This is a genomic window from Segatella asaccharophila, from assembly GCF_054687055.1.
On sequence record NZ_BAACAN010000016.1, the window covers coordinates 43,747 to 68,562 of the forward strand.

15 protein-coding genes are annotated in these 24,816 nt (G+C 43.9%); all 15 read left to right on the top strand.

Features of this window, described 5'->3' with window-relative positions; all coding sequences use genetic code 11:
• Positions 1-196 precede the first annotated feature (196 nt).
• Positions 197-3,193: a SusC/RagA family TonB-linked outer membrane protein gene (locus ACYRYG_RS09635; RefSeq protein ID WP_293441959.1), complete on the top strand. Its 2,997-nt coding sequence runs from the start codon at positions 197-199 to the stop codon at positions 3,191-3,193.
• A 9-nt stretch (positions 3,194-3,202) separates the two neighbouring features.
• Positions 3,203-4,693, top strand: a complete 1,491-nt coding sequence (locus ACYRYG_RS09640) for a RagB/SusD family nutrient uptake outer membrane protein (RefSeq protein ID WP_293441956.1) — start codon at positions 3,203-3,205, stop codon at positions 4,691-4,693.
• Between the two features lie 16 nt (positions 4,694-4,709).
• Positions 4,710-6,203, top strand: a complete 1,494-nt coding sequence (locus ACYRYG_RS09645; protein WP_293441953.1) for a SusF/SusE family carbohydrate-binding protein — start codon at positions 4,710-4,712, stop codon at positions 6,201-6,203.
• A gap of 29 nt (positions 6,204-6,232) precedes the next feature.
• Positions 6,233-7,999: an endo-dextranase gene (locus ACYRYG_RS09650; RefSeq protein ID WP_293428409.1), complete on the top strand. Its 1,767-nt coding sequence runs from the start codon at positions 6,233-6,235 to the stop codon at positions 7,997-7,999.
• Positions 8,000-8,022: 23 nt separating this feature from the next.
• The gene (locus tag ACYRYG_RS09655; protein ID WP_293441950.1) at positions 8,023-10,158 is read left to right on the top strand and encodes a glycoside hydrolase family 97 protein; all 2,136 of its coding nucleotides are present in this window, start codon (positions 8,023-8,025) and stop codon (positions 10,156-10,158) included.
• 658 nt (positions 10,159-10,816) lie between these two features.
• Positions 10,817-13,777: a SusC/RagA family TonB-linked outer membrane protein gene (locus ACYRYG_RS09660; protein ID WP_293419090.1), complete on the top strand. Its 2,961-nt coding sequence runs from the start codon at positions 10,817-10,819 to the stop codon at positions 13,775-13,777.
• 29 nt (positions 13,778-13,806) lie between these two features.
• Positions 13,807-15,540, top strand: coding sequence for a RagB/SusD family nutrient uptake outer membrane protein (locus tag ACYRYG_RS09665; RefSeq protein ID WP_293419060.1), 1,734 nt, complete (start codon positions 13,807-13,809; stop codon positions 15,538-15,540).
• Between the two features lie 169 nt (positions 15,541-15,709).
• Positions 15,710-17,443 carry an alpha-amylase family glycosyl hydrolase gene (locus ACYRYG_RS09670; RefSeq protein WP_293419063.1) on the top strand — a complete coding sequence of 578 codons (1,734 nt, stop codon included), beginning with the start codon at positions 15,710-15,712 and terminating at the stop codon, positions 17,441-17,443.
• Between the two features lie 223 nt (positions 17,444-17,666).
• Positions 17,667-18,731 carry an ROK family protein gene (locus tag ACYRYG_RS09675; RefSeq protein ID WP_293419066.1) on the top strand — a complete coding sequence of 355 codons (1,065 nt, stop codon included), beginning with the start codon at positions 17,667-17,669 and terminating at the stop codon, positions 18,729-18,731.
• Between the two features lie 210 nt (positions 18,732-18,941).
• A complete protein-coding gene (locus tag ACYRYG_RS09680; protein ID WP_293419069.1) occupies positions 18,942-19,622 on the top strand; it encodes a LysE family translocator in 681 nt (226 codons plus the stop codon).
• A 52-nt stretch (positions 19,623-19,674) separates the two neighbouring features.
• Complete coding sequence (locus ACYRYG_RS09685) at positions 19,675-20,295, top strand: DUF4924 family protein (RefSeq protein ID WP_293419072.1); 621 nt, start codon at positions 19,675-19,677, stop codon at positions 20,293-20,295.
• Positions 20,296-20,386: 91 nt separating this feature from the next.
• On the top strand, positions 20,387-21,292 hold the full coding sequence (gene rfbD / locus ACYRYG_RS09690; protein WP_293419075.1) for a dTDP-4-dehydrorhamnose reductase: 906 nt from the start codon (positions 20,387-20,389) through the stop codon (positions 21,290-21,292).
• Positions 21,293-21,391: 99 nt separating this feature from the next.
• A complete protein-coding gene (locus ACYRYG_RS09695) occupies positions 21,392-22,978 on the top strand; it encodes a peptide chain release factor 3 (protein WP_293419078.1) in 1,587 nt (528 codons plus the stop codon).
• Between the two features lie 297 nt (positions 22,979-23,275).
• Entirely contained in the window at positions 23,276-24,547 is a 1,272-nt protein-coding gene (locus ACYRYG_RS09700; protein ID WP_294730464.1) for a hypothetical protein, read from the top strand.
• A 36-nt stretch (positions 24,548-24,583) separates the two neighbouring features.
• Positions 24,584-24,816: hypothetical protein (locus ACYRYG_RS09705; RefSeq protein WP_460198060.1), on the top strand; the 233-nt coding region annotated here is incomplete at its 3' end.

A 24,816-nucleotide genomic window follows, 5' to 3' on the forward strand; every position in this document is an offset into this window, starting at 1 on the left:
AATATAAGAAAAAATTATATAATTGCCTTTATCTACTTCTATTTTTTTTATTGCTGTAATAAATCATTATAAATCAAATGATTATACTTTATATCAGATATTATTTTCTACTTCTATTCTACTTTCAAGGGTAATCAGATGAATTAAGGACTAATTTTGTAACCGAAACCTAAAAATATGTAAACATATCTTTATTATGAACATCTTCAAACAATTTGTGAAAAGAATTCTGTTCTGTACAGTCGGCTTTCTGATACCTCTAAGTCTTCTTGCCCAGAATATCAAGGTTCATGGAATCGTCAAGGACGAAACCGGAGAACCTGTCATTGGAGCATCCGTTATCCAGAAAGGTACTACAAATGCAGCAGTCACTGATCTAGACGGCAACTTCACTATAAGTGTTCCTGCCAGCAGTACACTTTCAATATCTTATTTAGGATATAATACGAAAGACGTTGCAGTCAATGGAAATCAGACCCTTTCCATCAACCTTGCCCAGAAGAGCAAACAGTTGAATGAAGTAGTGGTAATTGGCTATGGAACCATGCGGAAGAGTGACCTGACAGGTGCCATAGGATCAGTTGATGGCAAGAGCCTGAGGGATCAGCCGGTCTCGAATATCGGTGAAGCCCTGCAAGGTAAGGTGGCCGGTCTTCAAGTCGTGGATGCGGGCAAACCCGGTGACAATGTGTCCATTAAAATCAGAGGACTTGGTTCTATCAATAATTGTGATCCTCTTGTGGTCATAGACGGAGTTCCTACAGACCTGGGACTGAATAATCTGAATATGGCTGATGTGGAGCGTCTGGATGTGTTGAAAGATGCATCCGCGACAGCTATTTACGGGTCTCGTGGAGCTAATGGCGTAATTATGATCACTACAAAGAAAGGGAAAGCCGGTGAAGGCAGACTTTCTTTGAGTATGAACGGTTCATTTCAGAATGCCACGAAAAAGCCATCACTGCTTAATGCTTCTCAATATGCGGCATTGAGCAACGAGATGATGGCTGCAGCCGGTTATGAAGAGAATCCTCTATGGACTGACCCTTCTTCGCTTGGAAAAGGTACAGACTGGGTCGATGAAGTCTTCCGTACCGGATATATGCAGAATTATACATTAAGTTATTCCGGAGGATCGGATAAGGCCCATTACTATATATCCGGAGGGTATCTGAATCAGACCGGAACAGTCAGAAGTGTCAGTTATCGGCGCTATACATTTCAGATTAATGGTGATTCCCAGGTGTTGAAATGGCTGAAATTCACGCACAACCTCACTTTAAGTGCAGATGTGAAGAAGCAGGGCAGCTATGATCTGGGAAGTACTTATCGTGCGTTACCCGTCTTTTCCCTTAAAGATGCAGATGGTAACTGGAGTGGTCCTGAGGGGAATGCCCTCTGGTATGGATCAACAAGAAACCCAGTCGGACCGACGGAAACAGATCAGGACAAGACTAATGGTTATAATCTGCTGGGAAACATTACCGGGGAAGTCAGCCTCTTAAAAGGGTTAAAGTTCAAGAGTACTTTAGGGCTGGATGCGAAATTCTGGTATATAGACAATTGGACCCCCGCTTATGACTGGAAGCCGACCCCTGTGGAAGAAAGTTCCAGGTACAAGAGTGATAATAAGTCATTCACATATCTGTGGGATAATTATTTCCTCTATGATCATACCTTTGCAGAGAAGCATCACTTGTCCCTGATGGCCGGTACCTCTGCACAGTGGAATGATGATGATTACCTGAATGCGCAGAAAAATGTCTTTGCTTTCGAGAATGTCCATGAGATGGACAACGGCGAGAAAATGTATTCCATTGGTGGAAACGAGACACAATGGGCCTTGTTCTCTTATATGGCCCGGGCCAATTATGATTACTGTAACCGGTATTTAGTAACCGCAACAATCCGTAAGGACGGCTCCAGCCGTTTCGGACGGAATCACCGCTGGGGGACTTTCCCCTCGTTGTCCTTGGCATGGCGTCTCACGGAAGAACCCTGGTATAAACAGAATGAGTTTCTGAATGACTTGAAGATCCGTATGGGATATGGCGTTACCGGTAGTCAGGCCAGTGTCAGTAATTACAGTTATATGGCTACCTGGAATACCAGTGTCTATCCTTTGGGTACATCAGAAAATGAGCAGACAGCCTTGATTTCTACTACTCTTGCCAATCCGAACATCCATTGGGAGCAGGTGGCTCAGACAAATATCGGATTTGATGCAACCCTGTTCCATTCCCGTGTCAACCTTACCTTCGATGCTTATATCAAGAAAACCAGTGATATGCTCGTCAAGGCTTCAATTCCCATTACTTCCGGTTTTGAAGATACCAGTACAACTTATACCAATGCCGGAAAGGTAACCAATAAAGGAGTAGAACTGACTTTGCACACCATCAACCTGAAAGGAATCCTGGGTTGGGAAACGTCCTTGTCTTATACCTATAACCGGAATAAGATTAACGACCTGAATAGTGCTACACCCTATTATGTCAACCAGATTAATAATTCTTACGTTACTATGCTGGCGAAGGGTTATCCTATCAATGTGTTCTATGGTTATGTCACCGACGGCATTTTTCAAAATGAGAAGGAAGTTCAGGACCATGCCTATCAGGCTGGGGCAGAACCGGGTGACATTCGTTTCAAGGATTTGAATCATGATGGGGTAATCAATGATGAAGATCGCACCGTAATAGGCAATCCGAATCCCAGTCACCTGTTTTCAATGAGCAACATCCTGACCTGGAAAGGCTTTGAACTGAATATCTATTTGCAAGGAGTTGCCGGGAACAAGATTTTTAATGCCAATAAGATAGATCTTACCGGAATGTCAGCAGCTTATAATCAGTTGACAGATGTCCTTTCACGCTGGCATGGTGAGGGCACAAGCAATGTTATGCCCCGTGCAGTCTATGGTGATCCGAACGGGAACAATCGAGTTTCAGACCGGTTTGTCGAAAATGGTTCTTATCTTCGCTTGAAAACTATTTCACTCTCTTATGATCTCCCTTCATTGTGGCTGAGAACTCTTTCCATAGAAAGTGCACGAATGACCCTTTCCTGTGAAAACGTGGCTACGATTACCGGTTATTCCGGATTTGACCCGGAAGTAGGCATTAATGGCATTGACTTGTCCAATTATCCTGTTTCCAGAACATTCAATATTGGTTTAAATATTAATTTCTAATAGGAAATCATGAAAAAGTTATCGATTTTCAATATAGTGTTCCTGACCGCCTTGACTATTACCTCTTGTGGAGATAATTTTCTGGATAAGGAACCAAAGAATACGGTAGATCCTGAAACCAGTGTCACCGATTCCGTGGCAGTAGCCATGGCGAATGGTTGCTATAGAACGCTCCAATCTTCAAATATGTACAATCAGCGTCTGTGGACGCTGGATATTGTGGCAGGGAATAGTATTGTCGGTGCAGGTGGTGGTACTGACGGCCTGGAGACCGTCCAGGCATCCAATTTTACGGAAGGAAGTGATAACGGTATGGCCCTTTACATGTGGCGATCCCCCTGGGTAGGTATCGGTCAGTGCAATATCCTGATCCAGGATCTTGAAGGGAAGACGGTGGATGCCCTGCAAAAACGCTGTCTGGGAGAGGCTTATTTCCTTCGTGCCCACTATTATTATATCCTCGTGCGTCTTTATGGTGGGGTTCCACTCCGGCTGGCTCCTTATAATCCTGGTGAACCCACAGCCATTGCCCGTTCTTCCGTAGATGAAGTGTATGGGCAGATTCGCTCGGACTGTCAGAAGGCGATAGATATTCTTCCAGCCAAGAGTGAGTATGACAGCAAGAATGTGGGCCGGGCTTCCAAGGATGCTGCGATGACCATGATGGCAGACATCTATCTGACGCTGGCACCGGATCATCCGGAATACTATCAGCATGTTGTCAATCTTTGTGATTCCGTTACGGCCTTGGGATATGATCTGAGCAAATGTGATTTTACTACTAATTTTGATGCAACGGTCAATAATGGGCCAGAGTCTATCTTTGAAGTACAATACAGTGGGGACACTGAATATGATTTCTGGGGGAATAATCCACAGTCCAGTTGGCTGTCCACTTTTATGGGGCCGCGTAATTCGGATTTCGTGGCAGGCGGCTATGGCTGGAACCAACCCACACAGGAGTTTATGGATCAGTGGGAAGAAGGGGATAAGCGTAAGGACCTGACGGTCCTGTATGCAGGATGTCCTGACTTTGACGGGAAAGAGTACAAGAGTTCGTATTCCTATACAGGTTATAATGTGAGGAAATTTCTGGTACCCAAGAGTGTTTCCCCTGAATACAACACATCACCGGCAAATTTTGTCATCTACCGTTATGCCGATGTGCTGCTGATGAAGGCTGAAGCCCTTAACGAACTGGGAGAGACGGATCAGGCTGCAATACCTCTTAATATTGTACGGAAACGCGCTGGACTGGATGCCGTATCTGGTCTTAACCAGTCGGAAATGCGGGACAAGATCATCCATGAGCGCCGTATGGAGTTTGCATTTGAGGGATACCGGTGGTTTGATATGATCCGTCTGGACCATGGCAACTATGCCATAAAGTTCCTCAAGTCTATAGGAAAGACGAATGTGACTAAGGATCGGCTATTGTTCCCTATTCCTCAGACAGAGATCGACGCCAATCCTCTCATGAAACAGAATCCAGGTTATTAATAAATTAAGACACATCATGAAAAAATATATTTTTGGTCTTGTCGGGATACTGCTGGGAATTTTTGCCCTTTCAGCCTGTACCGACCAGGATTACGAACAACTTGATAAGGGCTCGAATACTCTCGCTCTGACTGCCAGTCAGGATGTTGATACATTGAATGAAATCAATCATGCCAGCACTGCTATCACCTTTGATTGGACCACAGGAAATAATGCAGGGACGGGAAATAAAATCTATTATAAACTGGAATTGGCCAAGGCTGGTACAGGTTTTGCAGACCCTTATACAGCCTTGAGTGATGAGGCTCAGGCATATACCTGGAGCATTAATGAGGAGAACCTCAATAATCTGGTTCTTGATAAGTTTGGTGGGACAGCCGGTCTGCCAACATCTATTGACGCACGTATCAGTGCTATTGTGCCGGGAGTAGATAAGGTTCAGACGGATTCTCTGACCTTTAAGATGACTCCTTACCAACCTGTCACCACGACTCTCTATTTTATCGGCGATGCAACTCCCAACGGGTGGAGCGCAGATAATGCTACGGCGATGACACGTACTGATAACGGCATTTTTACGTGGGAAGGCACTCTCAAAACGGGTAATCTGAAGTTTATTACAACACTTGGAAAGTTCTTGCCTTCATACAATGAGAATGATAAAGGACTTGCGGTGTTGCGTACCAGCGATGACCAGCCTGATGGCCAATGGCAGATTACGGAGGATCATTACTATAAAGTGACGGCAAATATCCTTACTGGTGCAGTGACTATTGCTCAGGAAGAAGGTAATCAACCTGCTTATGACTATCTTTATTTTGTGGGTGCTATGACGAATTGGAGCTTTGCGAATATGTCCCAGGATCCACTGGATAATTTCCTCTTCCGCTATGGACACTATTTTGACCAGGGCGGTGAGTTCAAGTTTGGTACTGCTAAAGACAGTTGGGAAAATATGTACAAGGCTACTCAGGATAATGCTCCTTATACAGACACTTCCATGCAGTTGGTTTCCGGGTATGATCCAGATTATAAATGGAATCTTACGAACAGTGAGACGGGTAAGGCCTATAAAATTTGCGTGGACATCAGGACGGGTAAAGAGCGCATGATGATGCGGGAGTTTACTCCTTATAGCATGATTTACCTGGTCGGTGATGCTGCTCCCAGCGGGTGGGATCTGGACAATGCTACGGCAATGACAGCTACAGACAGTCCTTACATCTTCACTTGGACAGGGACACTTAATGCTGGTGAATTGAAGTTCTCCTGTGATAAGCAGAGTGACTGGATGGGAGCCTGGTTCCTGTGCGGTAACGGTAATGACATTGAACCCACCGGGCAGACGGAAAAGGCCCTCTTTATCGATAAAAGTGATGATTATCTGAAAGCTGAATATAAGGATGTGGATATTTCCGGCATTGACCAGAAATGGAAAATTACCACTTCCGGAACGTATAAGATTACGCTTAATCAACTCGAGGAGACGGTTTCTATCGTCAAACAGTAGTTTACAGTACAAAATTAATGATAATGAATATGAAAATGTTTTCTATATTGATGGCCCTTCCACTGTTATGCCTGTCTTGCAGCAGTGATAATACCGTTTTTGACAGTTCCCATATAGAGACTTTGCAGCCTGCAGTCCATATTACATCTGACTTGAATCTGAACTTGAATACGGACAAGGCGCTTTACAGGCCAGGTGATAAAATCACCTTCACGGCTGCCGGGGCAATCCCTTCCGGGGCAAAGGTCCGCTATCGCTGCGGAGCCGATGTCATTGGTACGGCCTCCTTGAATGGCAGTACGTGGACCTGGACAGCTCCTTCGACGGATCATACAGGCTATCTGGCTGATGTCTATACACAGGATGGTGATTCTGCTGAAACGGTTTATGGAACCATTGGCGTTGATGTGTCCAGCACCTGGGCCAAGTATCCGCGTTATGGTTTTGTAGCTACATACGACGGCAGTAAAACTCCTGCGGTCGTTCAGGATGAGATGGCTTTCCTGAACCGTTGCCATATCAATGGTATACAATTTTATGACTGGGAATATAAGCATCACTGGCCTCTTGGGGGCACACGGGGCAACCCGATGGACAGCTATACGGATATTGCTAACCGTACTGTTTACACCAGTGTTATTAAGGACTATATTGCTACCCAGCATACTTATGGCATGAAATCGATGTTCTATAATCTTTGCTATGGCGCACTTGATGATGCCACGGAAGATGGGGTCAATGATAAGTGGCATATTTATACGGATGCAGGACATGCTACCATGGATAAACTTTCAATGCCGACGGGGTGGAAAAGCAATATCTATCTGATGGATCCTGCAAATGAGGACTGGCAGGACTATATTGCTGGCCGGAATGATGATGTGTATGCCAGTCTGGATTTCGATGGCTATCATATTGACCAGGTCGGAGACCGGGGAACAGTTTATGACTATTATGGCAGCAAATTGAATCTTCCCGTGGGATTTGCTTCTTTCATTAAAAAGATGAAAACCCGTCAGCCCGATAAGAGTCTCGTGATGAATGCTGTATCCAACTTTGGATCGGAGCAGATTGCCGGTACGAGTGACGTTGACTTCCTGTATTCTGAGTTGTGGAGTGATGAGTCCCAATTCAGTGACTTGCTTTCCATCCTGAAAACCAATCAGTCTTATAATAATAATCTCGGCCAGGTCTATGCTGCTTACATGGACTATAATAGCACGAAGTCGGAATTTAATGCTCCTGGTGTCCTGCTGACGGATGCTGTGATGTTTGCCATTGGAGCCGATCATCTGGAATTAGGTGATCACATGCTGTATAATGAGTATTTTCCGGACAGCCATTTGACGATGAGTGATTCCTTGAAGACAGCGATCGTCCATTATTATGATTTCTTTACGGCTTATGAGAATCTGCTTCGGGATGGAGGTACTCAGAATTATGACGGGATATATAGTGGGAACAGTAGTATCTATATCAACAACTGGCCTCCTAGGTTGGAAACAGTTACGGCATATAGTAAGGAAGTGAAGAATAAGCAAGTGATCAGTCTTCTGAACTTCGTAAATGCAAATAGCTTAAGCTGGCGGGATCTCGATGGTTCCATGCCCGAACCGGAAACCATCCACCCTTTGTCCCTCGGGGTACGTGCCTCTTCGGTCAAGAAGGTATGGGTAGCTTCTCCTGATTATTATGGTGGGGCGCCTCAGCAACTTCAGTTCAAACAGCAAGGTGATCATGTCGTATTTACGGTTCCCTCCTTGAAATACTGGACTATGGTAGTGATTGAGAAATAATAAAAGTAGTTATAAATTAGGATATGAGAAAAATAATTAAGACCATTATGGTTCTTCTGATTTCACTGCCGGCATGCCTCTGTGCCCAGACAGTGAAATCACCGAACGGGAATGTACAAGTGAAGTTTTCACTTACTGGTAACGGAATCCCGACTTATGAAATGTTCTATAAGCATAAGACCGTCATCAAACCAAGTCATCTGGGTCTGGAACTGGCAAAGGACAAACATGCTTCAAAGGGAATGAATGAGACGAGCCTTATGGATGGCTTTGCGGAGACGTCTGTTCATGATTCGACATTTGACGAGACCTGGAAGCCGGTATGGGGAGAAACTTCTACTATTCGTAACCATTATAATGAAATGGCGGTCGATCTCTATCAGCAGTCAAGTAACCGGCATATCGTGATCCGTTTTCGCGTCTATGATTACGGGATGGGACTTCGTTATGAATTTCCTCAGCAGAAAGACTTGAATTATTTTATCATCAAGGAGGAACATACTCAGTTTGCTATGACAGGTGATCATCTGGCTTACTGGATCCCCGGTGATTATGATACGGAGGAGTATGAGACTCAGATCTGCCGGCTCTCTCAGATCAGGAGCCGGATGAAAGCTGCCATTACTCCAAATGCTTCTCAGACTCCGTTCTCGCCGACAGGGGTGCAGACGGCTCTTCAAATGAAAACGGATGATGGTTTGTATATTAATATCCATGAGGCTGCCTGTGTGAATTATCCGACGATGAGCCTGAATCTTGACGATAAGAATTTTATCTTCGAGTCATGGCTGACTCCTGATGCCCAGGGACTGAAAGGATATATACAGACTCCTTTCAATACTCCCTGGCGTACAGTGCTGGTCAGTGATGATGCACGGGATATGCTGTCCTGCAAACTGATCCTGAATTTGAATGAACCTTGTAAATTGAAAGATACTTCCTGGATCCACCCGATTAAATTCTGTGGCGTATGGTGGGAAATGATCGTGGGTAAAAAAACATGGAATTATACTGATGATTTGCCTTCCGTCCGGCTGGGTGTTACGGATTATTCGAAGTGCAAGCCGAATGGTACTCATGGGGCCAATAATGCTGAGGTTCGTAAATACATCGATTTTGCTGCTAAGAACCATCTTGATGAGGTGCTCGTGGAAGGCTGGGACGAAGGCTGGGAAGACTGGTTCGGGCATAGCAAGGATAATGTGTTTGATTTTGTGACCCCTTATCCGGATTTTGATATTAAGGCATTGAATGATTATGCTCATTCGAAGGGTGTGAAACTTATGATGCACCATGAGACCAGTGCCTCGGTAAGAAATTATGAACGCCATCTGGATGCGGCATATAATCTGATGAATAAATATGGTTATGATGCCGTGAAGAGTGGTTATGTCGGGGATATTATCCCTCGCGGTGACCACCATTATGATCAGTTTATCAATAATCATTATTTGTATTGCGTCAAGGAGGCTGCAAAGCATCATATTATGGTAGATGCTCATGAGGCCGTCCGGCCTACGGGTCTGTGCCGTACCTATCCTAACCTGGTGGCAAATGAAAGCGCCAGAGGGACAGAGTATGAAGCTTTTGGCGGGAATGCTCCTTATCATACGGTTATTCTTCCCTTTACTCGCCTGCAAGGGGGACCGATGGACTATACGCCGGGAATCCTGGAGACGCGGTTGAGTACATGGAGCAAGAATCCGAATTATGTCCATACGACTCTTGTAGGGCAACTGGCTCTTTATATGGTGATGTACAGTCCGTTGCAGATGGTGGCTGATACGCCCGAAAATTATGCAAAGTATGATGATGCTTTGCAGTTTATTCGTGATGTGCCTTTGGACTGGGCGGATTCCAAATACCTGGAAGCTGAACCTGCAAAATATATTACAGTAGCCAGAAAAGCAAAGAACAGCAACAACTGGTTCATTGGTGGAAAATGTGATCAGGACGGGCACAAGTGTACCGTTAAACTCAATTTCCTGGATAAGGGCCGGAAATATAAGTGCACGATCTATGCGGATGCACCGGATGCAGATTACGAGAAAAACCCTGAAGCTTATACGATCACACATAGGATTGTCAAAAAGGGTGATACTCTAAAACTCAAGGAGGTCAGGGGAGGTGGCTTCGCCGTATCGCTGTTTGCCGAATAAAGTATTTGTCTTATCCTGACATCAGTTAATAACCATAGGCAGCAAGGGAACGGACTGCTTTCCCTTGCTGTATCAATGGTTTTCCCACTGTCATGGAAGACTTCCCTGTTCTTTAAGGTTATGATTCCTGTTATCTGATCTTGCCGGCAATATTGTTTGATGGGGACAAATTCCTTGTCTTATCTTTTAAATCGGATGATTGTGTAACCGTTTACATTCATTAATGGATACTTTTAACTTAAAATAAGTGTTGTATCTTATTGAGAAAAGATAATTTTGTGTTGAATAATGTAAAAGAATACCAAAGATCTTGAAAAATGCGTATGAAGAAATGATTTGAAAACATTGTGATTTTGTTACTTCCCTTTATTATGGGAAGACATTGACGTTCTAAAATGAGGTGTCATCTGGAATAAAAGGATACCATCATTTTTTCTCTCATTACTGAGGATTCTGATATTCGATAGTGAATCCTTTTTATGGAAACAAAATGATTGCTTGACAGTATCTTTATAGGATAAGTGATTTTAATGCCTTTTGGAATCTTTATAGATGATCAACTGCCTATGCAGTGAATCTAAAACCAAGTTAAACAACAATTCTTTTAATAACTAACTTTATGAAACTAATAAACCCTAAACATTTTCTGAAAGTGTACATGATATGCTTTCTGTCTATGCTGGCTGTGCCTTCTTTTGCACAAAACATGATTTCCGGCATCGTGAAAGATGATACGGGAGAGCCTGTTATCGGAGCAAGTGTTGTGGTAAAAGGGAATAAGTCTTCTGGAACCGTTACTGATCTGGATGGAAAATACGTTCTTAAGAATGTAGATAAGGGCGCCACATTAATTTTCTCTTATATCGGCTATATGAATAAGGAAGTTCAGATCGGGGACAGGACAAACCTGAATGTGACGTTGTCAATAGATAATAAACAACTTGATGAGGTGGTCGTTGTAGGCTATGCTGTCGGTACAAAGCGTACCGTGTCCGGTGCTGTAGAACGGGTCGGTCAAGAAGATATGAATAAAGGTGTGGTGACGAGTGCCGCGGATGCCTTAAAAGGTAAGGTCAGTGGCGTTGTGATTAGTCAGAGTGGAGGTGACCCTATGGGGACTACGAACATCCGTATCCGGGGTACTGCTTCTCTCTCTGGTGGAAATGAGCCACTGGTTATCATTGACGGGGTTTATGCAGATATGAACTTGTTCAATGCCTTGCAGCCTGGAGACATCGAGAGTATGACGATCTTGAAGGATGCTTCTGAAACAGCTCAATATGGTTCGCGTGGAGCTGCCGGTGTGATTGTAGTTACCACAACACATGGCAAGAATGGTCGTTCGGATATTACATATAACGGTACTTTCGGTGTCAATTCTGTCTTTAAGAATATCAAGATGCTGGATGCTGCCGCTTATCGGCAGACAGCCAAGGATCTGGGATTAACCTTTACTGACTTGGGTGCAAATACCAACTGGCTGGATGAGGTTGAGCGGTCCGGAGGTATCACGACGACTCAGAATGTGGCCTTTTCTTCGGGGAATGCCAATGGCAATTATCGCGCAAGTCTTGGTTATGTAAACCGACAGGGTGCTTTGAGGAATTCTCAGATGCAGAATTATACCGTCAAACTGGATGCAACACAGTTTGCTTTTAACAATAGATTAAAGCTTGATCTTGGCGTGTTCGGCAGTGAACGTGATGGTCGTCCTCAATATGATATGCAGAAAATGTTTTATTCTGCCGCAGCCTATAATCCGACTTATCCAAACTATAGGAACACAACGACAGGAGAATGGGATGAGGATATGCTGGCCAATGAGATTTATAACCCACTGGGACAGTTGGAAATCGTTGACAAATACAATGTGGGATCCTTGAATACTCATGGTAAGGTTACGTGGAGAATCATTAATGGGCTTTCTTTAAGCGCTTTCGGGAGTTATACGAAATTGGACCTTGATCATAAGTTCTATATTCCTAATGATATTCGTCAAGGACAACTTAATGGAAATGGATGGGCTTATATTCAGAATATGACCTATAAGGACTTGATGGGGAATATCCAACTGACTTTTACCAGGGATTTTGGCAAACATCATATCGATGCCCTTGCATTGATGGAAGGGCAGACTTATCGGACATTTATGAATTCTGAGCAGAGCAAAGGCTATCAGACCAATTATTTTAAATATAATAATCTGGAAGCTGGTGCCAATGTGGCCTGGGGAGATAATCAGAGTAATGCTTCCGATTATACGTTAAGTTCTTATATGGCTCGTGTCAATTATATGTATGCAAACCGTTATATTGTTACGGCAAACCTGCGCACGGACGGTTCTTCCAAGTTGGGTGCAGGACATAAATGGGGCTGGTTCCCATCGGCCTCTGTCGCGTGGGTTCTCTCTCAGGAACCCTTCATGAGGAATATCCGATGGATTGACAACTTGAAAATCCGTGCCGGATATGGTACTACCGGTAACCAGGACGCCATTGAGCCTTATAATTCTCTTTCTCTCTACGGACCTAATGGCGTTTCTACGATAAATGGTACGAACACAACAACTTTCGCCATTCAGAGTAATAGTAATCCGGATTTGAAATGGGAGGTTAAACATACTTTTGATGCTGGTCTGGATTTCTCGGCCTTCGACGATCGTTTGAATATAACAATAGACTGGTATAAGTCCAAGACCAAAGATCTTCTCTATACTTATACCGTCCCGGTCCCACCATTCACTTATGATACTTTATTGGCAAATATGGGGCAGATGTCAAATGACGGCTTGGAATTTGGCGTGAATGGTGATATTATACGTACTAAAGATTTTACTTTCAGTTCTAGTGCTAACTTGAGCTTTCAGAGAAATAAGTTGATCTCTCTGGATGGAACCTATAAAGGACAAAAACTGACAACCAGCAAACATATCATGGTTTCACGAGTTAATGCTGCTGGTCTGACACAGAATTATGGAGTTGCCTATTTGATTGTAGGCCAACCTGTTGGAGTATTCTATCTTCCTCATTGTGAAGGAATAGACAAGAATGGGCAGTATATCATTTCTGATTTGAATCATGATGGAACAATTGATACGGGCGATTCCGGTGATCGGCAGGTTTGTGGCAATGCCATCCCAAAGACATACTTGAACTGGAATTTTACTTTTAAATATAAAAATTGGGATCTGACCACACAGTTCAATGGCGCTTTTGACTTTAAAATCTATAATGGCACAGGAATGACTTATAGCAATATGAGCAATTTCCCGACTTACAATGTTCTGGCCAATGCTCCTGCAAAGGGGATTCATGATATACAGATTTCTGATTACTGGTTGGAAAACGGTGACTATGTGAACTTTGAATATCTGACGCTGGGTTATAATTTTACGAAAAAACAATTGAAAGCCAAATGGCTGCAGAGTCTCCGACTTGCTTTCTCCGTTAATAATGTCTGTACGATTACCGGCTATAAAGGCTTGACCCCAATGATCAATTCTGCTTCTCTCATACAACAGTCGGAGGGTACGACAACGTATGGGACTCTGGGTGTTGACGATAAACGGATCTATCCGCTTACACGTACGTTCTCTTTTAACGTATCTGTTCGTTTCTAATGTGTTGGGATTTAAAAAGTAAAGCAACTATGAATAAACATATAATATTAAGTATAGCTTTGGTTTCATCCGTTTTCTGTCTTTCCGCTTGTTCTTTGGATGAAAACCCTAAGAGTCAGTTTGATGAGGATGAGGCTTTCAAAACCTCAGAACTGACTTATGATAATGCGGTGGCGAATGTCTATTCTGCAATAGGCAATAATATCTATGGAGGCACAGACTGTATCCATACCTTGGAGGAGTTTACTTCTGACGCGACTATCCTGCCCGGCCGTCAAGGAGACTGGGTGGACGGAGGAAAATGGCAGAACATGTTTCTGCATCATTTTGAGTCCTCAGTAGATACATACGCTTCGGTATGGAATTATATTTATAAGATTATCGGTCTTTGTAATTCATCGATAGACAAACTAACTCCACGGCTGAAGGACCACCCGGACTATGAAAGTTATATAGCGGAACTGCGTGCCTTGCGTGCCATCCACTATTATTATGCGATGGATCTCTTTGCCCAGGTACCTGTAGTGACCTCTTCTACTCAGCCTACAGATTCTGTCAGACAGAGTAACCGCTCTGAAGTATTTGACTTTGTGGTCAGCGAACTGAGTACCGTCCTTCCCGAACTTGGTGATGGCCAATGTCAGAAAACAGGGACTTACTATGGGCGTGTAACGAAAGCAGTGGCTTATATGTGCCTGGCCAAGTGTGCTCTCAATGCTCCCGTCTATAAGATAGACGATACTTCGGATGACAGCTACAAGTCCTTCGTCGGGAAAGATCTTACTGGTGATGGAAAAGCGGATGAGGAACAGGGTACCGTGGTGTCTGGCATGGGTAATAATATTCAGATGACGGTTGATGGAAAGAACCGTAATGCCTGGGAAACGGTCAAATATTGTGTTGATCAGATTGCTGCGCAGGGATATAGTCTCCAGCCGAAGTATGCCGATAATTTCATCGTTCAGAATCAGAATTCCGTTGAGAATATTTTTGTTCGCCCTGATGATGACAAGACTTATAAAATATGGGACTGTAACCTGATACGTTCCCTTCACTATAATCATGCCAGTGCCATCGGTTATTCTGGGTGGAACGGAGCATGCGCTACCGTTCGTGCCATGCAGGTGATGGGCTATGGAACAAAGGATGAGGATCCCCGTCTGCGCATGAACTACTGGTGTGATGAGGACTATACTTCCCAGACCGGTGGAAAGACGGTTGAGGATGGTGTTACCGGTCAGGCTCTGAGCTATGAGCCGCTTAAGGTGGTCGTGGATTTTGCCCCAGGCTCAGATGCTCATGATGTGAAATGTGCAGGTGCACGCTTCAGAAAATATGAGTATGATACTTCTTCTTCTATCCAGGGAGATAACAATAACGACCTGGTTATCTGGCGTTATGGTGATGCGCTTCTGATGAAGGCAGAAGCTGAGTACCGGCTGGGTGATAAAGCGGGGGCTTTGCAACTGGTCAACCAGATCCGCACGCGTGCTGGGGCTGTTCCACGCGTCTCTCTGAACCTGAATGATATTCTGGATGAACGTATGATAGAGTTGGCCTGGGAGGGTACCCGCCGTCAGGACCAGATCCGGTTCTGTACGTTTACTGAACCTACGGTTGACCGTTACCAGGGAGTCCATCATAATGCCTCAGCAGGTGACTATGTCATAGACAATACCGGTTATACGAATGTTTATCCTATTCCTTATTCTGTATTGAATCTGAATACGAACCTCAGGCAAAATCCTGGATATAAGCAATAATCTTTTTTCTGACAGGAAGCCGGTACAGCAATATCGGCTTTCTTTGGGTATCTTTTCACAGGATCTGACAGACTTTCCGTCTTTATTAGCGGTTTTCTCATTTTCTTTGTGTACATTTGGGGGCATAATCTTAATATTTTATAACTGGATAAGTAAAATCTCTTTAAAAATGAAAAAGACAGTATTGGCAATGGCATTAGCCTTAACGATGGCGGGATCGGTTTCCGCTCAGTCCGGTGTATCTGTAAAGGGACCGGCATGGTTGAGTAATGCAGTATTCTATCAGATTTATCCGTCGTCTTATATGGATACGGACGGGAATGGCATTGGTGACCTTCCAGGAATTACCGAAAAACTGGATTATATCAAGTCGTTGGGAGTAAATGCTATCTGGCTGAACCCGGTATTCGAATCTGGTTGGTTTGACGGGGGGTATGATGTGATCGATTTTTATAAGATTGATCCTCGTTTCGGCACGAATACGGATATGGTTAATCTCATCAGAGAGGCACATAAGCGTGGAATAAAGGTTTGTCTTGACCTTGTAGCCGGGCATACCAGTAACCGGTGTGAGTGGTTTAAAGAGAGCGCAAACGGTGATCCCAATGGTCATTATGCCGACTATTATATCTGGACGGATACTATATCAAAACATGATAAAGAGGAGATTGCTCTCAGGCATCAGAGCCCGAATCCGCAGTCCAGTACGCGTGGACGTTATGTGGAAATCAATGCTCCTCGAGCAAAATATTATGAGAAAAATTTCTTTGAATGTCAGCCGGCATTGAATTATGGTTTTGCTCATCCTGATCATAGTTGGGAGCAGCCGGTTACGGCACCTGGTCCGCAGGCTGTCCGACGGGAAATCAGGAACATTATGTCGTTCTGGTTTGATAAAGGGGTTGACGGCTTCCGTGTGGATATGGCTTCTTCTCTGGTTAAGAATGATCCTGGAAAAGTTGAGACTTCGAAACTCTGGAGAGAGATGCGGGCATGGAAGGATAAGCATTATCCTCAGTGTGTGTTGATCTCTGAGTGGAGTAATCCTGCCGAAGCTATTCCTGCAGGTTTCAATATTGATTTTATGATTCATTTTGGCATTAAGGGTTATGCCTCTCTTTTCTTTGCTCCTGATACCCCTTGGGGGAAATCTCATAAGAATGATGGCTATGGAGAATGCTATTTTGACAAGGCGGGCAAAGGAGAGTTGAAACAGTTTATAGATAATTTCTCCAATGCTTATGAAAAGACGGAGAATATAGGGTATATTGCCCTGCCGACGGCAAACCATGATTATCAGCGTCCGAATATTGGCACACGGAACACCTTTGACCAGTTGAAGGTGACCATGACTTTCTTCTTGACCATGCCAGGAGTGCCTTTCATCTATTATGGTGACGAAATCGGTATGAAATATCAGATGAACCTGCCAAGTAAGGAGGGGAGTAATAACCGTGCGGGAACGCGTACGCCGATGCAGTGGACTCCGGGACTGACGGCAGGGTTCTCTACATGCAGACCGGATCAACTCTATTTCCCGGTAGCTACGGATAATGGTCGGCTGACGGTTGCCGCTCAGGAGAAAGATAAAAATTCGTTATTGAACTTTACTCGTGATCTGATCCGGCTGCGGCATTCGTCTCCTGCGTTGGATAATGACGGCGGATGGCAGCTTGTCAGTGATGTGGACAAGCCTTATCCGATGGTTTATAAGCGCACGGCAGATGATCAGACATATATTATAGCGCTTAATCCCAGTGATCAGAAGGTGTCGGCAAAGATTGCCCATCTGGGCAAAGGGATTGCCAAGTTGGTTTCAGGTAAAGTGAGGTATCAATCAGGAAAAGTGTCAGATACAGTTAAATTAAATGGTATATCCGCTGCTGTATTCTATATAAAATAGCGGATAATTAATGTAAGTTACTTGTTCGTTTTCCCTTGCAGGGTGGTGATGGATACCTTAATTACCTTGTCTCAAGTAGAGAACATTGTGGGCAGGTAGGCGATGGGAGGGTCTTTCCTTCTGTGTAGGCAAACAGAAGAAAAAAACAGACGAATCGTTTGGATGTTCGAAAGATTTTCCTAACTTTGTAGGAACAATAGAAACTTACTTAATATAGAAAAACATGGCAGAAACAGCAACAAAAGCAACAGTGACGGACAATGAGGATGTCTTGAAACCTTATGTTATCGGTCTGGATCTGGGAGGAACAAACTCCGTTTTTGGTATCGTGGATACCCGTGGGGTCATTAAGGCTACCACAGCTATCAAGACCCAGGTGTATAAGAACGTAGATGACTTTGTGAAGGCTTCTCTTGTCGCCCTGGAGCCGGTGATTGATTCCGTAGGTGGAATCAAGAAAATAAAGGCAATGGGAATCGGAGCTCCTAATGGCAATTTTTACAATGGCACGATTGAGTATGCTCCGAACTTAGAGTGGGCTCATACATGTATTGTGCCTCTGGCAGATATATTCTCCAAGGCTTTGGGTATCCCGGTGGCTCTGACCAATGATGCTAACGCAGCAGCATTGGGTGAGATGACTTACGGGGCAGCCCGTGGAATGAAAAATTTTATTGAGATCACGCTGGGTACAGGTGTGGGTTCTGGTATCGTCATCAACGGCCAGATGGTTTATGGCTGTGACGGGTTTGCCGGAGAGCTTGGCCATGTGACGATGGTTCATGGCAAGGATGGTCGTCTTTGCGGTTGTGGCCGTAGAGGTTGTCTGGAAGCATACTGTTCTGCCACGGGTGTAGCTCGTACAGCCCGTCAGTATTTGAAAGACAGTGATGAGGAGAGTTTGCTGCGTGGGAAGAACCCTGAGGAAATCACGTCTCTGGATGTCAGCCTTGCTGCTGCCAAGGGGGATAAGTTGGCTAAGCGTGTCTATGAGTTTACGGGGCGTATGCTGGGTGAAGCATGTGCTAACTTTACTGCTTTTTCCAGTCCTGAAGCATACATATTCTTCGGTGGTCTGACCAAAGCCGGTGATTTGCTGATGAAACCTTTGATAGAAAGTTATGATGAACATGTCCTTACGATATTCAAGGGGAAGGCGAAGTTCCTGATTAGTACGCTTGATGGTTCTTCCGCTGCTATCCTCGGTGCCAGTGCTGTAGGCTGGGAAGTGGATAATACTGCTGCGGGCAAGGCTGCGGAACCAGTGGCAGAACCCAAAGTCAGATAAGGGCTCTTCCTGATGGCTGCCTATGCTGCTTAAAGTGCACAGAGGACTCATGGGCTAGACAGGAGGAAAACGGATATAGTAAGCAGTGCCGGATCTTTCGGCACTGCTTTTTTACAGGCCTTTGATAGGCTTCGACGTATATTCTGATTCTTAAAAAGAGATGTATTTATTTGCATAATAAGTGATTAATACGTATCTTTGCAACTTGTTATGGATTTTCTTCAATTTAACATACTGAATGTCATTTTCAAGGGGATGCTGATTGGCATCATCGCTTCTGCACCAATGGGACCGGTAGGTATCTTGTGTGTACAGCGTACAATCAACAAGGGACGATGGTATGGAATGGCTACTGGCTTCGGAGCCTCTGTCAGTGATATTATCTATGCCTTGATTACGGGCCTGGGTATGAGTTTCGTCCTGAATTTCTTCAAGAATCCGTCTACGAAATTTTATTTTCAGGTGATCGGAGGTATCGTCCTGTTACTTTTTGGCATCTACTGTTATCGGAGTAAACCGATGGAAAATGCACATGTCACCCATAATAAGAGTAAAGGGACATTGCTTCATAATGCAGTCACTGCATTTCTGATTACTTTCGCTAATCCATTGATCGTTTTCCTCTTTATTGCCCTTTTCGCCCAGTTTGCTTTCATCATGCCTGGTCATCCTTTCCAAATGGTTGTCGGTTATTTAAGCATTATCTTTGGCGCTAACTTGTGGTGGTATGGACTGACGTGGATGGTGGATAAGATCCGTAATAAATTTGATGTTCAGGGTATCCGTATCATTAACCATATCATCGGGGGAATCGTTATTATCTGTTCTATTATCGCTCTTATCGGAACGATATTCAATTTGTCTTTTATCAACTTTTTCATGCATAAGTGAGGAAGTGATGGGCATTTCTGTTCAATTTCTTTAACTCTTTATTTTTTCTGTCGTGTTTATTGCCAAAAAACTTAGAAAAGAAAATATTGCGGAATATCTGCTCTATATGTGGCAGATAGAAGATACGATCAGGGCAATGGGGTGCTCCCTGGCTCAGATAAAAGAAAACTACATCTCCAAGTTTACTGGTTATACGGAAGAACAGCAGGAAGAGGAGGAGGACTGGTTCGGTGACTTGATCCGGATGATGAATGAAGAGGGTAAACGGGAGTATGGACATTTGAATATCAATCAGGTGGTCATGACGGATATGGTAGACCTGCATCATCATCTTCTTCAGTCGAACAAGTTTCCGTTTTATAACGCTGAATATTATAAGGTGTTGCCTTATATAGTAGAACTGCGAAGCAGAAATAAGCGTGGCTTGCTTAAAGAGGCCCAGGAATCGGGCCTGGATAACCCTCGTATGGTGATCAATGATTTAGAGAGGGAGAGTGAGATTGAGACTTGTTTTGATGCAATCTATGGTATAACTCTTCTGAAGATGCAGGGCAAGGAGATTACGCCTGAAACGAAAGCGGCTGTCAAAGAAATTTCAACTTTTGTGGGAATGCTCAGCGACTATTATATCAAGGACCGTGATGAAGGACTTGATTTTGGGGACCACGATTGATTTCATCTTTCTTCGCGAGATGAAGCAGGAGCGTGATCAATTCGATCTTCATAGAGTATATGGTAAAGGTGACTTTTAAATAGCAAATGCAATGAATATATTGGTTACGGGTGCTAACGGGCAACTTGGAAATGAGATCCAGCTTGTCGTAAAGAATAGTAAGGATAATTATATCTTTACAGATGTTTGTGATGGATACCGTAAGTTGGATATTACTAACAGGGAGGAAATCCGAAAAGTGGTCAAAGAAAATGATGTCAAATGCATCATCAACTGTGCTGCTTATACAAATGTGGACAAGGCTGAAGATCATTATGATCTCTGCGAACTATTGAATGCAACGGCACCGGAAAATCTGGCACTCGCCATGAAAGAGGTGGACGGACTGCTCGTCCATATCAGTACAGACTATGTCTTTGGAGGGGATCCGTATAATACGCCTTGCCGGGAAGATCAGAAAGGTACACCCTCTGGGGTATATGGGGAGACGAAACTGCATGCAGAGGAGAAAATCAAGGCTACGGGCGTGGACCATATCATCCTCCGTACAGCATGGTTGTATTCTGAGTATGGACATAATTTTGTCAAGACCATGCTGAAACTCACGGCTGAAAAACCTGCCTTGAAAGTAGTCTTTGACCAGTGCGGGACCCCTACGTACGCTGGCGATCTAGCCAGGATGATCTTTCATATCGTGGAGTCACGTGCTTATAAGGGACATACCGGCATTTATCATTTCTCTGATGAAGGAGTGACTTCCTGGTATGATTTTACAAAAATGATCGCCATCTTTTCCGGTCATACCTCTTGTAATATCCTTCCTTGTCATAGTGATGAGTTCCCTTCTCCTGTGAAGCGTCCGGCTTATTCGGTGCTGGATAAAACAAAGTTCAAGGAGACCTTCGGTGTAACGATCCCTTACTGGCTGGACAGTCTCCATCTCTGTATGGAAAACATGCATCAGATGTCCCGCGGATTGAATACTGTTGATTGCTGATTCTCTGATGGTTGCTGTCAGATACCTGAGGAATGGCGTGGAAGGGTGACTCGGCCTTGATGGGATTATCTGGAAATGAATGAATACGGAATTAAAAAAATGAACGAAATAGAAAGAAGACGGACTTTTGCCATTATCTCTCATCCGGATGCAGGAAAGACTACTCTAACGGAGAAGTTTCTGCTGTTCGGCGGGCAGATTCAGGTGGCTGGTGCTGTCAAGAATAACAAGATCAGAAAGACCGCTACGTCTGACTGGATGGATATTGAGAAACAACGTGGTATCTCTGTGTCTACCTCTGTCATGGAATTTGATTATCTCCCGCAAGAGATGTCGGGAGCTCCTTATAAGGTGAATATTCTGGATACCCCCGGTCATCAGGATTTTGCTGAGGATACTTACCGCACACTTACAGCTGTGGACTCTGCGATCATCGTCATTGATGCTGCAAGGGGTGTTCAGGCTCAGACTCGCAAGTTGATGGAGGTGTGCCGTATGCGCAATACGCCGGTCATTGTCTTTATCAATAAAATGGACCGTGAGGGCCGTGATCCTTTTGATCTGCTGGACGAACTTGAAAAGGAACTGAAAATTCATGTTGTTCCTCTAAGTTGGCCAATCGGTGAGGGAATGCACTTTCAAGGGGTGTATAATATCTTTGAGCAACAGTTAAATCTGTTTACTCCTGATAAGCAACGAGTGACTCAGAAAATATCCGTTGATATTAAATCGAAGGATCTGGAGAAGCATGTAGGAGAACGGGGAGCGGAACAGTTGCGTGGTGACCTGGAACTGGTTCAGGGGGTATATCCTCATTTTGATGAGAATCGTTATCGTAGTGCTGAGATGGCTCCGGTATTTTTCGGATCTGCTCTGAATAATTTCGGCGTGCAGGAATTGCTGGACTGTTTCGTCCAGATTGCTCCTTATCCTGGGGCAACAAAGGCGGAAGAACGCATCGTCCTTCCTACGGAACCGAAGTTCACGGGGTTTATCTTCAAGATCACGGCTAATATTGACCCTAATCATAGAAGTTGTATTGCTTTCTGTAAGATCTGTTCGGGTAAGTTTGTACGCAATACTCCTTACTGGCATGTCCGACTTGGCAAGACGGTCCGCTTTTCTTCTCCGGCGCAGTTTATGGCTCAGCGAAAGAGTACGGTGGATGAAGCTTGGCCGGGAGACATCGTGGGATTGCCGGATAATGGTATCTTCAAGATTGGGGATACGCTCACAGAAGGGGAGAATCTTCACTTTAAGGGACTGCCGAGTTTTTCTCCGCTTCTCTTCAAATATATTGAGAATGATGACCCGATGAAGAGTAAACAGTTCCACAAAGGGATAGAACAACTTATGGATGAGGGAGTAGCACAACTCTTTGTCAGTCAGTTTAATAACCGTCGGATTATTGGAACTGTCGGACAACTGCAATTTGAGGTCATCCAGTATCGTCTCCAGCATGAATACAATGCCAAATGTCGTTGGGAACCTATTCACTTGTACAAGGCTTGCTGGATAGAATCGGGCGATGCGGACGAACTGGATGATTTTAAGAAAAGGAAGTACCAATATATGGCCAAGGACCGTGAGGGACGTGATGTGTTTCTGGCAGACTCAAGTTATATGTTGAGTATGGCGGAACAGGATTTTAAACATGTCAAATTTCACTTTACGAGTGAGTTTTGAGGAGATTGCAGCATTTTATATTTTGAAGACAGCCGGGGAGAGGATACTGCGGAACATCTTGGGAAGGGATGGTGCAGAAATCCTCTTTCCGGCTTTTTGTCTTCAAAAGAAACAGCTTATTTCGCATTTATCTTAAAAGAGTAGGGGCAGATAGGGTGAATGTTATCTGGTGACGCTCATCTTTTATGTTAATAAATGCATTTTCTATGCATTTATTGGCCGATTTGTTTTGCTAGAATAAAAAAAAGTTTTATATTTGCATTTGTCGAATCTAATACGATAAAAACAATTTTGAATATGATTTGTAAAAATCGTGTTCTTTTTGTGCTATTATTCGCTTTTATAATAAAATCGGGCAAGGCACAAACTGAACTTACTCAAATTACTCAAATTACGTCGGCTTCTGATAGTGCGGAGCTTGTTGACGGGGGCTTATATTTCTTTTCGTCTTATGTAGTGATAGACGGAAAGAAATATGGGTATGCCGGATGCAATCTCTTACGGAGTTCTTATCGGCCCGAGGATCATATCATTAACTATATGGGAGGCCCGCCCTATTTCCAGGAGGCTTCCGAGGCTGTTCCGGGAGATGATCTGTTTCGTCTCTATAAGGACGGAACAGATAGTAATGGAGATTGCCAGTATTTGTTGTATGATGTCACCAATGGCTTCTATCTCTTCCAGGATGACTTGTTCCCGGCTTTATACAGGCACCGATCGGATGAAGGGGAGATTTCTTCCCGACATTTATGTCTTAAAGGCTCTAGGAAGGACTTCAAAATGGTAATGCAAAAAAAACGCACCTTAAGGTATCAGAACAATATGTGTTATTACAGTACTCCTGTGGACGCTTATTACAAGAGCAAGCCATATAGATTTAATACCGTTCAACTTTATCGGATTGACCGTCTGGACGGGTATCGTAATTTGATGGCTTCTGGCAGTGACCTGCAATCCATGATGGGTGATACGATCATTACAATTGGCCGTAAGTTTAAAGATTATCATTTTAATACACTTATGCTGCCTTGCAAGGTTGGTAATTATAAGGAAATATTCGGCTTGCATGTCCAGGCTTATCAACTGGCTACTGAGGGTCATGCAGGAATCATGTTTAAAAAGGTAGATGGTGATGACCTGGATGCTAATGTTCCTTATCTGGTTTACGGCAGATTTGCCCAGGCTCCCTATATTATTGCCCAGACTTCAGTGGATCTGCCGGTTGGCTATCAGGATGAGAGGATGGACTTTAACCGGGATGGTACGCATTTTATCGGCATTTACAAGGACCAGCGGCTTGAAGGACAAAATGCCTATATGCTCTCAAATGACCGACTCTATTGTTGCAGGAATACCGATTGCAGATTGAGGGCTTTCCGCTGGTATATGATGATAGAAGACAAGACGGAATGTAAATTATCAGTTGCAACAGAGAAGGGTATGAGGACGATTTCCTTGGATAGTACTGATCAGAATCAAGGGGACTCTATGCATCGTCTTAGAGGAAGCCGGATCCTACCTGGGAAACACAACCGTCGTTCACATGGTTTTTGTCTTGACAGAAGATGAAGCAATCTCATGGATCTTATATAATAAATAAAACTTATGGAATACACAAAACCTGTTATTAAAGTTATTAAATTACAATATGAATCTTTTTTGGCAGCCTCCTCTGGTGGCGTTAATATTGATGAAAACTCTGGGACGATAACGGGGCACCAGCATAGTTCCGTGTTAGTTTACCCAAAGATTAAGGAAACTCTATACATGAAGAAGGGAAGATCAGAGACTCCATGTAGTTGCGCTCTGAATCTCTTGAGTTTGGAGTTGAGTGATTC

What these genes read in the sequence shown, in the direction of transcription:
- ACYRYG_RS09635 (WP_293441959.1), top strand. Translation starts at nt 197, where the DNA reads ATGAACATCTTCAAACAATTTGTGAAAAGAATTCTGTTCTGTACAGTC.
- ACYRYG_RS09640 (WP_293441956.1), top strand. Translation starts at nt 3,203, where the DNA reads ATGAAAAAGTTATCGATTTTCAATATAGTGTTCCTGACCGCCTTGACT.
- ACYRYG_RS09645 (WP_293441953.1), top strand. Translation starts at nt 4,710, where the DNA reads ATGAAAAAATATATTTTTGGTCTTGTCGGGATACTGCTGGGAATTTTT.
- ACYRYG_RS09650 (WP_293428409.1), top strand. Translation starts at nt 6,233, where the DNA reads ATGAAAATGTTTTCTATATTGATGGCCCTTCCACTGTTATGCCTGTCT.
- ACYRYG_RS09655 (WP_293441950.1), top strand. Translation starts at nt 8,023, where the DNA reads ATGAGAAAAATAATTAAGACCATTATGGTTCTTCTGATTTCACTGCCG.
- ACYRYG_RS09660 (WP_293419090.1), top strand. Translation starts at nt 10,817, where the DNA reads ATGATATGCTTTCTGTCTATGCTGGCTGTGCCTTCTTTTGCACAAAAC.
- ACYRYG_RS09665 (WP_293419060.1), top strand. Translation starts at nt 13,807, where the DNA reads ATGAATAAACATATAATATTAAGTATAGCTTTGGTTTCATCCGTTTTC.
- ACYRYG_RS09670 (WP_293419063.1), top strand. Translation starts at nt 15,710, where the DNA reads ATGAAAAAGACAGTATTGGCAATGGCATTAGCCTTAACGATGGCGGGA.
- ACYRYG_RS09675 (WP_293419066.1), top strand. Translation starts at nt 17,667, where the DNA reads ATGGCAGAAACAGCAACAAAAGCAACAGTGACGGACAATGAGGATGTC.
- ACYRYG_RS09680 (WP_293419069.1), top strand. Translation starts at nt 18,942, where the DNA reads ATGGATTTTCTTCAATTTAACATACTGAATGTCATTTTCAAGGGGATG.
- rfbD (WP_293419075.1), top strand. Translation starts at nt 20,387, where the DNA reads ATGAATATATTGGTTACGGGTGCTAACGGGCAACTTGGAAATGAGATC.
- ACYRYG_RS09695 (WP_293419078.1), top strand. Translation starts at nt 21,392, where the DNA reads ATGAACGAAATAGAAAGAAGACGGACTTTTGCCATTATCTCTCATCCG.
- ACYRYG_RS09700 (WP_294730464.1), top strand. Translation starts at nt 23,276, where the DNA reads ATGATTTGTAAAAATCGTGTTCTTTTTGTGCTATTATTCGCTTTTATA.